Raw genomic sequence first — 14,037 nt, 5'->3', positions numbered from 1 at the left:
AGCTTACATGGTGCCGCGTTTCCTTGTGCAGCTCACGCCATCAACCACACCCGGATCAGCGACACCAGCTTGTCGACGTCCAGCGGCTTGGCCACGTAGTCGTTCGCACCGGCCTGGATGCATTGCTGCTGGTCATCGGGCATCGCCTTGGCGGTGAGGGCGATGATCGGCAGCTTGCCGAAGCGCCCGTCCTGGCGGATCTCACGGGTGGCGGTAAGGCCATCCTTGACCGGCATCATGATGTCCATCAGTACCAGTTCGATGGGCGACGGGCCGCCGACGGCCGCCGTCAGCACGTCAATGGCTTCCTGGCCGTTGCGCGCGATGGTGACCTTGCACCCGTGGGGCTCCAGCACGTTCATCAGCGCATAGATGTTGCGCACATCATCCTCGACCACCAGCACGCGGCGGCCTTCCAACGCGGTGTCGCGGTGCTGCGCAGAACGGATCATGCCCTGCTGTGATTCGGGCAGGTCGCTCACTACCTTGTGCAGGAACAGCGTGACCTCATCGAGCAGGCGTTCGGGTGAGCGCGCGCCCTTGATGATGATCGAACTCGAGTACCGTCCCAGCCGCACCTCCTCGGCAGGGGACAGCACCCGGCCGGTGTAGACGATGATCGGCGGCAGCGCATGCGGGCTCTGCTCGCTGAGCAGCTCGAGCAGCTCGAAGCCGGAGGCATCGGGCAGGCTCAGGTCCAGCACCATGCAGTCGAACGTGTGCTGGGCCAGCGCCTGCAGGCACTCCGAGGCCGAGCGCGCGCCGATGGTTTCCACATCGGCCAGCGCCAGCAGCTGGCGCACCGCGTCCAGCTGCACATCGTCATCTTCCACCACCAGCACCAGGCGCGGCCGCTGCGACAGCCTGCGCTCCAGCGAGAGCAGCACGTTGCCCAGCTCCTCGCGGGTGGCCGGCTTGCCGAGATAACCCACCGCACCCAGCGCCAGCGCCTTGCGCGAATGGTCCGTCGCCGACACCACATGGATGGGAATGTGCCGCGTGCGGATGTCGTGCTTGAGCACGTCCAGCACCGACAGGCCGGATTGGTCGGGCAGGCCGATGTCCAGCACGATGGCGTGCGGAAGCTCCGTGCGCGCGGCGGCCAGGGCCTCTGCCGCCGTCTGCGCCACCTGTGCACGGAAGCCCATCTCCAGCGCCAGATCGCTGACGATCTGGCCGAAGGCAGGGTCATCCTCGATGATCAGGATCAGGCCGCGGCCGTTGCTGCTGGCCTTGCTGCCTGGGGCACCCACGGGGCGCGATTCCAAGGCCGTGGCCACACCACCCGCTGCGAATGCCGCGCGTGCAGGCACCGGCGCCGGCAGCGCTTCAGGCGCGGCAGGGCGCTCGGTGGTTGCCAGCCGTGTGGCCACCACCAGCCGGAAGCAGCTGCCCTTGCCGGGCTCGCTTTCCACCGTGATGTCGCCGCCCAGCAGGCGTGCAAGTTCCTGGGAAATGGACAGCCCCAGGCCCGTGCCGCCATAGCGCCGGCTGATCGAACCATCGGCCTGCTGGAAGGCATCGAAAATGCGCGCCTGCTGCTCCGGCGCAATGCCGATGCCGCTGTCGGTCACCGCGAACGCCACCTTGCCGTTCCCGGCCGACGAAACCGACACCGTCACCCCGCCGGTTTCGGTGAACTTCAGTGCGTTCGACAGCAGGTTCTTCAGGATCTGCTCGATGCGCTGGCGATCGGATTCGATCACCACCGGGCAATCGGCCGTCATCGACACGTCCAGCGTCAGGCCCTTCTCGCTGGCCACCGGACCCAGCAGCGCCGAGATGTCGGTCAGCAGCTTTTCCACGCCGAAGCGCTCGGCGTGCACTTCAATGTGCCCGGCCTCGATCTTGGACAGGTCCAGGATCTCGTTGATGAGGTTGAGCAGGTCGGTGCCGGACGAATGGATGGTGCGCGCGAACTTCACCTGCTCCGCGCTCAGGTTGCCGTCGCGGTTGTCGCCCAGCAGCTTGGAAAGAATGAGCGCGGAGTTCAGCGGCGTACGCAGCTCGTGCGACATGTTGGCCAGGAACTCGGACTTGTACTGGCTCGCGCGCTGCACCTTGTCCGCCTCGGCCACGATGGCCGCGTTGGCCCGCGCCAGCTTGTCGCGCTCGTTCTCCAACTGCTGCGACTGGTCGAACAGCTGGTTGTTGGTCTGCTCCAGCTCGGCCTGCTGCTCTTCCAGCTCGTGCTGGGAGCCGCGCAGCGCCCGGCTTTGCTCCTCCAGTTCCTCGTTGGAAACCCGCAGTTCCTCACTCTGCACCTGCAGCGCTTCGGTCTGCCGCTGGGTCTGTGCCAACAGCTCGGAAAGCTTGGCGCGGTACGCCGCTGACCGCAGCGCTACCGCCATGTCGCCGGATGCCAGCTGGAGAAGCTCCACCACTTCGCTTGGTACCGCGCTGAAGAAGCCCAGCTCGATCACCCCGCTCACTTCGCCCTCGTGGATGCTGGGAGCGATGACCAGGTGGCGCGGCTGTGCCTGCCCCAACCCGGAGCCGACCGTGAAGTAATCCTGCGGCACGTCCGACACGACCAGCACGCGCTTCTCGTCCACCGCGCGGCCGAGCAGGCTGCCGCTGTCGCGCAACTGGTCGGTGCCGTCCGGGGCGGAGGCGGTGCCCACCGCACCGATCTGCCGGAAGCCGTTGTCCTCCGGCACGAACAGCATGCCGGCCTGTGCGCCCGTGAAGCCGGCCAGGAAGCCCAGGCTGGCCCGCGCCAGCGAACCGCTGTCCAGGTCGCCACCGGTGGCGGTGGTGAGCTCCAGCCGACCCCGCTGCAACCACGCATCGCGCTCGCGGGCCCGAGTATGGCGGCGCAGCAGGATGGCGATGAAGATCGTCAGCACGATGCCCAGCACCGCGCTGGCCGCGCCGGAGCTCAGCGCCGCGTTGTAGGCCGATTCCATCTCTTCAAGACGCTTGGCGCGCTTGTCCAGTTCGATGGCCCCCATTGAGGCCAGGCGCGCGCGGATGTCATCCATGGCTGCCTTGCCGCGGTTGGAACCGACCACCTCCAGGGTGGGCTCCAAGCCTTGGGTGCGCCGCACCTCGATGGTTTCATGCAGTTCGTCCAGCTTGTCCTGGACCCGCCGTGCCAGCAGCTTGAGCCGGTCGACCTGGGCCGGGTCATCGGCCAAGGACTTTTCCACTGTCTCCAGCCGGGTGCTGGCTACCCCCAGGGCGGTGCGATAGGGTTCCAGGTAGCTGTCATCGCCAGTGAGCAGATAGCCGCGCTGGCCGGTCTCGGCGTCCTGCACCGCAGAGAGCACATCGCCCAGCGCGGTCATCGTCTCCTGGGAGCGGATCACCAGCGCGTTGCCCTCGCGGATGGTGTGGATGTTCTTGCCGGCCAGGAACCCACTGCCGAGGAAGAACAGCATGACCGCCAGCAGGGGCCAAAGCGTGCGGAAGCCGGTTCCGGCCTGGGTGGCAACGCGGGGTTTGGGCGTGGTGGGCATGGGTTGGCAGGTGGGTGGGTGCAACCCATCAGATTATCACGCGCGCAGGCTGTGGAACCCTTGCCGGATCGCTTGTCAGCCTGTGCCGTCTGCTGGATGGTGAACTCCATCCTCCACGGGAACGTTGGGTATGGCGAAGGGGTTGATGCCTTCCAGGCACCCGACGTTGAACCCGTACTGATGAGGGTTCGAGCGGCGCTGGTGGTGGGTATAGATCCCGCAGATGCCGCAGAAGTAGTGCTTGGCCGTGTGGGTGTTGAACTCGTAGCGCTTGAGGTGCTCTGCCCCCTTCACGACACGAAGCCCGGAGAGAGGGACCGAAGCCACCACCGCGCCTTTGCGCCGGCAGATCGAGCAGTCACACCGGCGTGGGCTCTCGATACCGTTGGGAAGATCAAGCTCCAGCTCCACGGCGCCGCAGTGGCACGTGGCGCGGTGCTTGGGTTGGATGGGGACGCCGCCAACTTCCTTCAGCATGTTCAGTTCACCTTGGCTCTAACCAAATCCAATCTGGTGCGCGGACCGAATCCACGTCGTATCCACTGGGCCATTGAAGCCCACCACGGCATCCACTCCGCAACGCGGGCAGAGCGCGGTCTGATCCTGATCATCGCCATCGCACCATTCGTCGACGGCGCTGGGCGGAAATTCCGAGAAGCAGTAGTAGCAGGCCGCCACATCGCTTGCGAGCAGCTGCTGGCGGTGCAAGGTTGAATCGCAGGTTCTTCCCACTGCCCTACTCCTCAGGCTCAGACCGGATTGCCTACCCGGCGAAGGTTAGCAGCGCCTTGAGCGGCGAAGAAACGCGCGGCAACGGCACGGGCAATCTAGGGCTGGAAGCCAATGAAGCTTCTTCTACTCGGCGAGCACCGTTTCCGTCGCCGAAACCAGTTGCCGGAAGAAGTGCATGTGCCTGCGCAGGTCATCGCGGGAGACTGGGTGTTTGGTTGGACCGCCCTCAACTGGTCGGCCCGAGCGGTGGGCGATGTCTCCTCGCTTCTTCGCCAGGGCATTCAACTCCGAGCGTGCTGACGAAGGCTCCATGTTGTTCCAACGCCAAGCATCCGTGATGTCAAGCCCCAGATACTTCTGGTACATCGGCCTGACGCGATCGGTGCTCGGCGTGTGGAACGTCTTTAGGTCGCTGGCCAGGCAGTCGCGCATGAACTTGGACGTCCGGGAATCATCGGTCCCGGTAATGGTCGCAACTGCTTCGACGAGTCGATCTTCGAAGTAGGTCTCCAACGCCGCCAGCATCATGACCAGACTGGCCCGCTTTAATACCTCATTCTCTGGTGGAGGGGGTTGAGTGTTAAGGCGATCGAAGTGATTGACCAGATCTACCGCATCCCTCATAGCGTGGTCGAACGACTGGCTGGCTTTTGATGGCATTGGCTAGGTCCCCGTTTTGCCGGATTCTTGCACCCAGCGCAGACCATAACAATGGACCAGGCGCCGCCGCCTAACTCGACGAACCGGCAGCGCCCGACAGGAGATCGAGAATCAGTCTTCGACAGGAACTAGAGCCACTTGGACGGTTGTCCCTCGCGGCAATCGGTCCAGATACTCGGCCCGAGGACGCTTTTCGTCCGGATTGGCCCACGGATCCATCCATCCATCGTCGGTCCTGAGCAGGTAGTGACCCGTCCCCCGATAGCGCCCCCACTCCTCGGAAAGGAACACGATTGCGCCTGACGGCCAACGCTTGGCACCAACCCGCTGCTCCATGAGGATGCCGGCATCCCGCAGCACGTCGATGATCGGTTCAAGCTCCAATCCCGGGGCGTCGGCATCGATCAGACCTCCCTTACGCGCTTCCAGGCGACTCCTTGCCTCTCGGTACGAAAGCCCCGTCAGCGAGGCTACGCATGCAATGCCACAACCCCACTCATCCTGCTGACTGACCAAGCGATTCCTCTTCATTTTGTCCCTCGCTCTTCCTTGGAATGACAATGTAAAAACTTGATCGCCTACCGCGCGAGCGTTCAGCCCGCTACCGCAAGCCCGACTGGTGACTCACATCGCATACTGCGCCAAGCCATTGCCGAACGACCAGTTCTCGCGCTTCACCTCCACCAGGTTGATGAAGACATCCTCAAGACGAATGCCCACCGCGTCGTGCAGGCCATGGGCGACGGCGCTGTAGAAGGCTTTCTTCTGCTCCAGCGTGCGGCCCTCGTTCCAGGTGACCTGGACGCAGATGAAGTCATCGGTGCGCGCAATGCCCAGGTAGCCGGGGTCGTAGATGAGTCCATCCGGTTCGTGCTCCTGGATGATCTGGAAGCGATCATCCTTCGGCACGCCGATGCTGAGCATGGCGTCGTACACCACCTGGCCAACCTGCTGGCGGTAGGCGGCGGGCTTGCCTTTGCGGAGGTCAATGCGGGCCAGGGGCATGGCGGATTCCTCACGGATCTGTGTGCCTGGCAATGGAAGCACATGGGCGGGTGCGGTGCCACTACATGGCGCTGCGTGGGGGGCCGCCCAGCCTCGGTCCTCAGCGGTCCTTTACTTGCGCGCGCCACGTGATGGGCTTGTCTGCCGCAGTGCCCTGGCCTTCGAACTGGCCGTCGTTCCACAGCGGCCTGACGGTGATCTGGCCGTGGACCACTTCAATCCTGATATGGACACCCACTTCAAAGCCGAACCTGCGCAGCCAGGTGCCGCGCAGCATCACAAAGGGAACGGGGCCAAAATGGTCGCGGTCGCGCTCGGAGATCTGCGGAACCGCACGTACGTTGTTGATCTGGCTGTACTGCATCCACCGCTCGCGCGGGACGCGGTGGTCTTCAGTCGGCTGGGCCGGGTCGCTCTTCATGGTTTGCCTCCAAACGGGGAATGGCCCCCGCCGGTGAGGGCGAGGGCGTCGGGAGGTCAAAAACCGTGCATAACCAGACGGCGGGCGTATTCCCCCGTAAAGGGTCTTGTATTAACCACCCTCCCGACATGGGGCATCCACTATTTTCGGTTATGCGGAGTTTTTGAGCTCCGGCACCCACCATGCAGACGTCGGCTGCGCAACACAAAACGATTGTTTCTGTTGAATTTTCGATTTCAGTAGGCACAGCCTACTGATGACGCGTGCAGCCCGTTGCAGCATTCCGATTGGTGTTTCTGTGTGAACCAGCCCACGCATCTCACCCACCCCCGTAAAGCTTCTCCGCGCTCTGGAACAGGATCCAGCTTGTCGCAATGAACTTGTCCCCGCCCTGCGGGCGGTTGCCCCGGTGGGTGTGGGTGAATGCGGTAGGCGCAATCAGCAGGCTGCCGGTGCGCGGGGCGATCTTCCGGTCCTGGAACAGGAACTCGGTTTCGCCGGCGTCGAACTCGTCGTTGAGGTACAGCGTCCACAGCAGGTGCCGGTGCAGGGTCTCCGCACCGGGGTCGCGCGGGTAAAGCTCGCAGTGCCAATAGGGGTAACCGCCCTCGCCCGCCGCGTACCACTGCAGGTTGATGGCGCCCGGGCGCAGGCAGGTACGGGCCAGTTCGGACAGCGCGTTGTCGTCCATGCCGGGGAAATCTTCAGCCTTCAGGCGGCGCGCGGTGCCATCGTTGTCTTGAACCTGCAACATCAGCGGGGAGATCAGCGCCTGTGGATAACGGCGTAGATAAGTCAAAACCCCGCTGAATACTGCTTGTTGCAGCTGGATTTCCACCTGGCGCCACTCGGGACGCCCACTTATGCGCAGATCCTTGCTGTGCTTGAGTTCCGGGAACACGCCGCTGCCTACTTCGCCGGGCTTCAACTGTGCGCTGGCGCGCATCTGGGCCTGTATGGCGGCGCAAGTCTCAACGGGGATGGCGTTGTGGATTACTTCGATGAAGTCGAGCGGGGTATCGGCCGGCATGGGGTCATCCGTGGGCGTTTCAGCCCGATGGTGACCTGTGTTGGTGCAGGTGTCACCCCGTTGCCATGATTGGGAACGGGGTCACAAAGGGTCGCGCTACGTCAGGCCCGGGCGTCGTGCTCGCGGTGGTAGCGGGTGGCTTCGGCCACTTCGTTGCGTGAGCCGAGGAACACCGGCACGCGCTGGTGCAGGTGGTCGGGCTGGATGTCCAGGATGCGCTCGCGGCCGGTGGTGGCGGCGCCGCCGGCCTGTTCCACCAGCAGACCCATGGGGTTGGCTTCGTACATCAGGCGCAGCTTGCCGGCCTTGCTGGGGTCCTTCTTGTCCCACGGGTAGATGAAGATGCCGCCGCGGGTAAGGATGCGGTGCACGTCGGCCACCATGCTGGCGATCCAGCGCATGTTGAAGTTCTTGCCGCGCGCGCCTTCCTTGCCGGCCAGCAGGTCCTGCACGTAGCCCTGCATCGGGGCTTCCCAATGGCGCTGGTTGGACATGTTGATGGCGAATTCCTGGGTGTCCTCTGGAATGCGCATGTCACGCTGGGTGAGCACGAATTCGCCGGTTTCACGGTCCAGGGTGAACGAATGGGTGCCGTGGCCGGTGGTGAGCACCATCTGCGTGCTGGGGCCGTAGATGCAGTAGCCCGCCGCGATCTGGGCGGTGCCCGGCTGCAGGAAGCTCTCGTCGGTGGGCTGTTCGGTGCCCGCCGGGCTGCGCAGCACCGAGAAAATGGTACCGACCGAGACGTTCACGTCGATGTTGGAGCTGCCATCGAGGGGATCGAACAGCAGCAGGAAGTCGCCGCGCGGGTAGGTGTCCGGCACGGGCTGGCAGTGATCCATTTCCTCGGAGGCACAGGCCGCCAGGTGGCCGCCCCAGGCGTTGGCCTCGAGCAGGATCTCGTTGCTGATCACGTCGAGCTTCTTCTGCGCCTCGCCCTGGACGTTGCCGGTACCGGCGTCCCCGAGCACGCCGCCAAGCGCGCCCTTGCTGACCGCGATGGAGATGTTGGTGCAGGCGCGGCCAACCACTGCGATGAGCTGGCGCAGGTCGGCATTGATGCGGCCTGCGTGCTGCTCTTCAATCAGGTACCGGGTAAGCGACGTACGGGACATGGAATGGCTGCCAAAGACATTTCGGGGGCCGTATTGTGGCCCGTTCGGCAGGGCATTACGAGGCAACCGGGACACGTAACCGGTTTCAACCTGGCTGCACGAAAAGAAAAACGGCCGCACGTGGCGGCCGTCCTTCATTTCACCGTTGCAGCAGCTCAGCCCCTGGCGACGGTCGACACGGCCTTGGCCACGTATTCCAGGTTGCCCTGGTTCAGCGCGGCCACGCAGATGCGGCCGGTGCCGACGGCGTAGATGCCGTACTCGTCGCGCAGGCGGTCCACCTGTGCGCGGCTCAGGCCCGAATACGAGAACATGCCGGCCTGGTCGTTGATGAAGGCGAACTCCGGTGCACCGGCAGCCACCAGCTTGTCCACCAAGCCGTGGCGCAGGGCGTGGATGCGCTCGCGCATCTCGGTCAGTTCCTGCTCCCACAGCTGGCGCAGCTCGGGGCTGGTCAGCACGCCGGCCACCAGGGCGGCGCCGTGGGTGGAGGGGCTGGAGTAGATGGTGCGGATGATGCGCTTGACCTGCGACTGCACGGCCTTGGCGGCGTTCGCATCCGGGGCCACCACCGACAGCGCGCCCACGCGTTCGCCATACAGCGAGAACGACTTGGAGTACGAGTTGGCGACCACGAAGCTGTCGATGCCGGCCTCGGCGATGATGCGCACGGCGGCGCCATCTTCGTCGATGCCCTTGTCGAAGCCTTGGTAGGCCATGTCGATGAACGGGAACAGCTGGCGTTCCTTCAGCAGCTCGGCCACCTGCTTCCACTGGGCCACGGTGAGGTCGGCGCCGGTGGGGTTGTGGCAGCAGGCGTGCAGCAGCACCACGGTGCCCGGCTGCAGCTTGTTCAGGTCAGCCAGCATGCCGGCGAAATCCACGCCGTGGGTTGCCGGGTCGAAGTAGGCGTACTCGACCACTTCAAAGCCGGCCGCGCCGAACACCGCGCGATGGTTTTCCCAGCTCGGGTTGCTGATGGCGATGGTGGCGTGCGGCAGCAGGCGGTGCAGCAGGTCCGCGCCCACGCGCAGGGCGCCGCTGCCACCGATGGTCTGCGAGGTGGCCACGCGGCCGGCGGCCAGCAGCGGCGAATCTTTGCCGAAGACCAGTTCGCGGGTGGCCTGGGTGTAGGCAGGCAGGCCGTCGATCGGCAGGTAGCCGCGCGGTTTGGCTTCGCCAGCCAGCTGCTGCTCGATCTGCTTCACGGCGCGAAGCAGCGGAATGCGGCCGCTTTCGTCGTAATAGATGCCCACGCCCAGGTTGACCTTGGTGGGGCGGCTGTCGGCGTTGTATGCCTCGGTCAGGCCCAGGATCGGGTCGCCCGGGACCAGTTCCACATTTGCAAAGAAGGACACGGCGGTACTCATTCGGATGACGGATGGGGGAGGTTGGCGCGAAACTACCTCATCGTAACAAAGCCTCGGCGTGGGCGCGGCGGCTGCCGTCACGCTTGGGACCGTACCCTGTCGTGCGGTGCTCATTTTTTGGAGATTCCCCTCTGCGTATGTTCCGTCTTACCCCCTTGGCGTACTGGTGTGCGCTGCTTTCGGCCACCTCCCTGCCGAACCTGGCACAGGCCCAGGCCGCCCCGGTTTCCGCAGCCCCGATCGAGCGGCTTCCCACGGTTCAGGTGCAGGCCGCACGGGGCCAGCAGGTGGCCGACGTGGATCTGCCGGCCTCGCTCAGCACGGTGTGGCTGGATGACGATGCCAACGGCACCCTGGCCCAGATCGCTGACGCATTGAGCGGGGTGCCCGGCGTGGTCGCGCGCGACCGCCACAACCTGGCCCAGGACACCCAGCTTTCCATCCGTGGCTTCGGCGCGCGTTCCACCTTCGGGGTGCGCGGGGTGCGGGTGCTGGTGGACGGGGTGCCGGCCACCATGCCCGATGGGCAGGGTCAGCTCTCGCACGCCAGCATGCTTTCCGCCCAGCGCGTGGAGGTGCTGCGCGGGCCGTTCTCGGCGCTGTACGGCAACTCGTCCGGCGGCGTGGTGCAGGTGTGGAGCGCCGATGGCCAGGCCGGCGATCCCTGGCGGCTGCGGGTGGCCGGCGGCAGCGACGGCACGCTCAGCGCCGGGGCGCAGCTGCGCGGCGAGCAGGGCCCGGTGCGCTACAACGTGGCGGCCAACCACTTCCGCACCGATGGCTGGCGCGAGCACAGCGCAGCGCGCCGCGAATCGGTGAACGCGCGGCTGGGCACCGACGTGGGCGGCGGCGAGCTGGACCTGGTGCTGAACTACTTCGATTCCCCCGACGCGCAGGACCCGCTGGGCCTCACCCGCGAGCAGGTGCGGCAGGACCCGCGCCAGGCCACGGCGGTGGCCACCCAGTACAACACCCGAAAATCGGTGCGCCAGGCGCAGGCTGGGCTGGTGTTCACCCGCACCCGAGGGGCCCAGACCTGGCGCGCGATGGGCTATGCCGGGCAGCGCAGCGTGGAGCAGTTCCTGGCCATTCCGCCGGGGCCGCAGGCCAACCCGCTGCATGCCGGCGGGGTGATCGACCTGGACGGCGGCTATGGCGGGCTGGACCTGCGCTGGGCCTGGCAGGGCGACTGGGCCGGGCGGCCGCTGGAAGTGGTGATCGGCGCCAATGCCGACCAGCAGCAGCAGGATCGACGCGGTTATGAGAATTTCGTCGGGGATACGCTGGGTGTGCGCGGCGCACTGCGGCGCGACCAGGCCGACCGGGTGCGCAACGTGGACCAGTTCGCGCAGGCGTTCTGGCAGTGGGCGCCGCGCTGGTCGCTGCTGCTGGGCGTGCGGCACAGCGAGGTGCGGTTCCGCTCCAACGACCACTACGTCACCGCGCGCAACCCGGATGACAGCGGCGCGCGCGACTACGCGGCCACCACGCCGGTGGCCGGGGTGGTGCTCCACGCCAGCGATGCCTGGCGGGTGTATGCCTCGGCCGGACGCGGGTTTGAAACGCCCACCTTCAACGAACTGGGCTACCGGTCAGATGGCGCGGCCGGGTTGGCGCTGAACCTCTCGGCCGCGCGCAGCCGGAACCTGGAGCTGGGCGGCAAGTGGCGCGGTGCCGGTGGCGCGTCCTTCGATGCGGCGGTGTTCCGCGCCGATACCGATGACGAGCTGGCCGTGGCCAGCAACACCAACGGGCGCAGCACCTACCGCAACATCGGCAAGACCCGCCGGCAGGGCGTGGAAGCCAGCCTGCAGCTGCCGATCACCGCAGCGCTGGAGGCCAGCCTGGCCTATACCTACGTGGAAGCCACGGTGCGCGAGCCGTATCTGGTGTGCGCGGGCTCGGGCTGCGCCGTCCCCAACACGGTGGTGGCGGCCGGCTCACGCCTGCCTGGCGTGCCGGAGCAGCAGTGGTTCGGGCGGCTGCAGTACCAGCCGGGCGCGTGGCAGTGGGCCGGCGAGGTGGTGGCCTCAAGCGATACGGTGGTGAACGACCTGGCCACCGACCAGGCGCCGGGGTATGCCCTGGTCAATCTGGAAGCGGCCCGCAGGTGGACCACCGCGCAGGGCGCGCTGCGGGTGTTCGCGAGGGTGGACAACGTGCTGGACCAGGGTTACATCGGCTCGGTGATCGTCAACGACGGCAACCAGCGGTTCTTCGAACCGGGGCCGGACCGGCGCTACAGCTTGGGCGTGCAGTGGGCGTGGCAATGACCCACGCCCACCCTGCCCCATTCACTTGGGAATCTTGGCCGGCACGAACGGCGACGTAGGGTCACTGGCAGGGAACGTCTCCTCCAACGCCTCGTCCTGGTTGTCGCTCTCGTGCGCCTTGCGCGCGGCGCGGTGGTGCTCATGCTCTTCCCCGCCCGGGTGCGGCGCGGCGGCCGGATCCTTGCGGTCGCGGGAGGGGTGCACCTCACCGGCGTGGACCGGGTCGATGCCGGTGCGCATGTGCTCGGGCGCTTCGGACGGCGACATGCCAGCGCCGCGGTCTTCTTCGTTCTGCAGGTCGTGCTTGGCGCGCTGTTCGCCCGGTACCGGGGCGGTGGCTTCGCGCAGGGGATCGCGTTGCATGGTGGTGGTCTCCGTGGAGGGTTGGCTGGACTGTACGCACCTCCGAGGGGAGGCCGACGTGAAGCGCAGCGCGCCGATCTCAACGGATCTGTCACGGCTGGATAACGGCGGCGGGGCTATTCCTGCCAACCCCCACCCCCGCCGGAGACGTGCCATGCCCCGCCTGGATCGCCGCACCGCACCCGCGCTGTTCAACGCCTACCTGCAGCCGGACCGGAACGCGCGCCGCGGCCGTCGTCCGCGCGCCGAAGAGCCGGAGGCCGTGGCGCAGGACTACCTGCAGTACATGCGCAGCGATTACGAACGCCGCCGCAGTCAGGGAAGGCGCAGCTGGAAGGATCTTTACCCGGCGTATGCCTTTGCGCTGACCACCCACTACGCAGACTGGCCGCGTGGCAGCGACGACGACACCGACGGCGAGCTTGCCGAGCACTGGGAACAGATGCGCGGCCAGTCACGGCTGGGCTGGCAGCAGGCGCGCGCCATTGTCGAAGACGCCTGGATGGCGCTGGACCACATGCCCGCCGCCGCAGTGCACGGCCAGCTGCAGTAAGCGGCGCGTGCAGCCGGCCTTTACGGGCCGGACACGGGCGTTTCACGCCCTGCGCGGTACAGCTGGCCTCCCGCCTTGCACTGGAGTGGCGCCGCCATGGCCCGACCGATCTGGACTGGAACCCTGTCATTCGGGCTGCTGAATGTGCCGGTGTCGCTGATGTCGGGCGAGCGCAAGACCGACCTCAGCTTCCGCATGCTCGATTCACGCGACCGCAAGCCGATCCGCTTCGAGCGGGTCAACGCCGATACCGGCGAAGAAGTGCCATGGAAGGACATCGTCAAGGCTTACGAATACGACAAGGGCAGTTATGTCGTGCTGGATGAGGCCGATATCAAATCGGCCGCGCCGGAAAGCCACGAAACCGTGGAAGTGGAAAGCTTCGTCGACGCCAGCCAGATCGACCCGCGCTACTTCGAAAAGCCCTACCTGCTGGTACCGGGCAAAAAGGCCGAGAAGGGCTACGTGCTGCTGCGCGAAACCCTGCGCAGCACCGGCAAGGTGGGCATTGCCCGCGTGGTGGTGCGCACCCGCGAATACCTGTGCGCGGTGATGCCGCACGAGCATGCGCTGGTGCTGCTCATCCTGCGCTACCCGCAGGAGCTGGTGGATCCTGAAGAACACAAGCTGCCTACCGGCTCGCTGGCCGACTACCGGATCAGCAGCAAGGAAACGGCGATGGCCGAGCAGCTGATCGAATCGATGTCCGGTGAATGGAAGCCGGACGACTACCACGACGAATTCCGCGAACGCCTGCAGGCAGTGCTGACCAAGCGCATCAAGCAGAAGGGCGGCACCACCACCGTGGAAGACGAGCCGGCCGCGCCGCATGACGCCACCACCAACGTGGTGGACTTCATGTCGCTGCTGCAGAAGAGCCTGGATGCGAAGAAGCGCACCCCGGCCAAGAAGACGGCGGTGTCGAAAGTGGTGAAGAAGGCGGCACCTGCGAAGAAGGCAGCCAAGACCACCAAGGCGGCAACCAAGGCAACCAAAGCCACGAAGGCGACGAAGAAGACTGCCAAGAGCGCGCCGACGCGCAAGGCCGGGTAAG

Annotated in this window: 13 protein-coding genes; 3 read left to right on the top strand and 10 right to left on the bottom strand. The window is 66.0% G+C overall.

Annotated features, from left to right (window positions below):
* Window positions 1-32 precede the first annotated feature (32 nt).
* The 9 genes from QE395_RS18490 to QE395_RS18450 form a co-directional block, all read right to left on the bottom strand.
* Window positions 33-3,461 (bottom strand): response regulator, encoded by a 3,429-nt coding sequence (locus QE395_RS18490; protein WP_095362401.1) that lies wholly within the window; start codon window positions 3,459-3,461, stop codon window positions 33-35.
* Window positions 3,462-3,536: 75 nt separating this feature from the next.
* Window positions 3,537-3,938 (bottom strand): GFA family protein, encoded by a 402-nt coding sequence (locus QE395_RS18485; RefSeq protein WP_093535423.1) that lies wholly within the window; start codon window positions 3,936-3,938, stop codon window positions 3,537-3,539.
* Window positions 3,939-4,316: 378 nt separating this feature from the next.
* Entirely contained in the window at window positions 4,317-4,853 is a 537-nt protein-coding gene (locus QE395_RS18480) for a HEPN domain-containing protein (RefSeq protein WP_249833400.1), read from the bottom strand.
* Between the two features lie 111 nt (window positions 4,854-4,964).
* Window positions 4,965-5,384 carry a hypothetical protein gene (locus QE395_RS18475; protein WP_249833401.1) on the bottom strand — a complete coding sequence of 140 codons (420 nt, stop codon included), beginning with the start codon at window positions 5,382-5,384 and terminating at the stop codon, window positions 4,965-4,967.
* A 93-nt stretch (window positions 5,385-5,477) separates the two neighbouring features.
* Window positions 5,478-5,858: a tautomerase family protein gene (locus QE395_RS18470; RefSeq protein ID WP_249833402.1), complete on the bottom strand. Its 381-nt coding sequence runs from the start codon at window positions 5,856-5,858 to the stop codon at window positions 5,478-5,480.
* Window positions 5,859-5,958: 100 nt separating this feature from the next.
* On the bottom strand, window positions 5,959-6,279 hold the full coding sequence (locus QE395_RS18465) for a SymE family type I addiction module toxin (RefSeq protein ID WP_095362404.1): 321 nt from the start codon (window positions 6,277-6,279) through the stop codon (window positions 5,959-5,961).
* A gap of 319 nt (window positions 6,280-6,598) precedes the next feature.
* Entirely contained in the window at window positions 6,599-7,309 is a 711-nt protein-coding gene (locus tag QE395_RS18460; protein ID WP_068848069.1) for a 2OG-Fe(II) oxygenase, read from the bottom strand.
* Window positions 7,310-7,410: 101 nt separating this feature from the next.
* Entirely contained in the window at window positions 7,411-8,424 is a 1,014-nt protein-coding gene (locus QE395_RS18455; RefSeq protein WP_095362405.1) for a class 1 fructose-bisphosphatase, read from the bottom strand.
* 155 nt (window positions 8,425-8,579) lie between these two features.
* Window positions 8,580-9,782, bottom strand: coding sequence for an amino acid aminotransferase (locus QE395_RS18450; RefSeq protein ID WP_095362627.1), 1,203 nt, complete (start codon window positions 9,780-9,782; stop codon window positions 8,580-8,582).
* A 149-nt stretch (window positions 9,783-9,931) separates the two neighbouring features.
* Between QE395_RS18450 and QE395_RS18445 the strand changes: the two genes are divergently transcribed.
* Window positions 9,932-12,067, top strand: coding sequence for a TonB-dependent receptor (locus QE395_RS18445; RefSeq protein WP_306990289.1), 2,136 nt, complete (start codon window positions 9,932-9,934; stop codon window positions 12,065-12,067).
* Window positions 12,068-12,088: 21 nt separating this feature from the next.
* Here the strand turns inward: QE395_RS18445 and QE395_RS18440 are convergent, their stop codons facing one another.
* Window positions 12,089-12,430: a hypothetical protein gene (locus QE395_RS18440; protein ID WP_095362407.1), complete on the bottom strand. Its 342-nt coding sequence runs from the start codon at window positions 12,428-12,430 to the stop codon at window positions 12,089-12,091.
* 154 nt (window positions 12,431-12,584) lie between these two features.
* Between QE395_RS18440 and QE395_RS18435 the strand changes: the two genes are divergently transcribed.
* A complete protein-coding gene (locus tag QE395_RS18435; RefSeq protein ID WP_068848077.1) occupies window positions 12,585-12,983 on the top strand; it encodes a hypothetical protein in 399 nt (132 codons plus the stop codon).
* A gap of 96 nt (window positions 12,984-13,079) precedes the next feature.
* Window positions 13,080-14,036 (top strand): Ku protein, encoded by a 957-nt coding sequence (locus tag QE395_RS18430; RefSeq protein ID WP_093535409.1) that lies wholly within the window; start codon window positions 13,080-13,082, stop codon window positions 14,034-14,036.
* The last annotated feature ends 1 nt before the right edge of the window (window position 14,037 follow it).

This window comes from Stenotrophomonas sp. SORGH_AS_0282 (genome assembly GCF_030818125.1).
In the GTDB taxonomy this organism is placed as follows: domain Bacteria; phylum Pseudomonadota; class Gammaproteobacteria; order Xanthomonadales; family Xanthomonadaceae; genus Stenotrophomonas; species Stenotrophomonas rhizophila_A.
Note: the sequence above shows the minus strand (reverse complement) of the source record. Positions and strands in the feature narration are given on the sequence as shown.

Bases quoted from the DNA above. Each gene is read 5' to 3' on its own strand.
- QE395_RS18490 (WP_095362401.1), bottom strand. From the start codon at position 3,461: ATGCCCACCACGCCCAAACCCCGCGTTGCCACCCAGGCCGGAACCGGC.
- QE395_RS18485 (WP_093535423.1), bottom strand. From the start codon at position 3,938: ATGCTGAAGGAAGTTGGCGGCGTCCCCATCCAACCCAAGCACCGCGCC.
- QE395_RS18480 (WP_249833400.1), bottom strand. From the start codon at position 4,853: ATGCCATCAAAAGCCAGCCAGTCGTTCGACCACGCTATGAGGGATGCG.
- QE395_RS18475 (WP_249833401.1), bottom strand. From the start codon at position 5,384: ATGAAGAGGAATCGCTTGGTCAGTCAGCAGGATGAGTGGGGTTGTGGC.
- QE395_RS18470 (WP_249833402.1), bottom strand. From the start codon at position 5,858: ATGCCCCTGGCCCGCATTGACCTCCGCAAAGGCAAGCCCGCCGCCTAC.
- QE395_RS18465 (WP_095362404.1), bottom strand. From the start codon at position 6,279: ATGAAGAGCGACCCGGCCCAGCCGACTGAAGACCACCGCGTCCCGCGC.
- QE395_RS18460 (WP_068848069.1), bottom strand. From the start codon at position 7,309: ATGCCGGCCGATACCCCGCTCGACTTCATCGAAGTAATCCACAACGCC.
- QE395_RS18455 (WP_095362405.1), bottom strand. From the start codon at position 8,424: ATGTCCCGTACGTCGCTTACCCGGTACCTGATTGAAGAGCAGCACGCA.
- QE395_RS18445 (WP_306990289.1), top strand. From the start codon at position 9,932: ATGTTCCGTCTTACCCCCTTGGCGTACTGGTGTGCGCTGCTTTCGGCC.
- QE395_RS18440 (WP_095362407.1), bottom strand. From the start codon at position 12,430: ATGCAACGCGATCCCCTGCGCGAAGCCACCGCCCCGGTACCGGGCGAA.
- QE395_RS18435 (WP_068848077.1), top strand. From the start codon at position 12,585: ATGCCCCGCCTGGATCGCCGCACCGCACCCGCGCTGTTCAACGCCTAC.
- QE395_RS18430 (WP_093535409.1), top strand. From the start codon at position 13,080: ATGGCCCGACCGATCTGGACTGGAACCCTGTCATTCGGGCTGCTGAAT.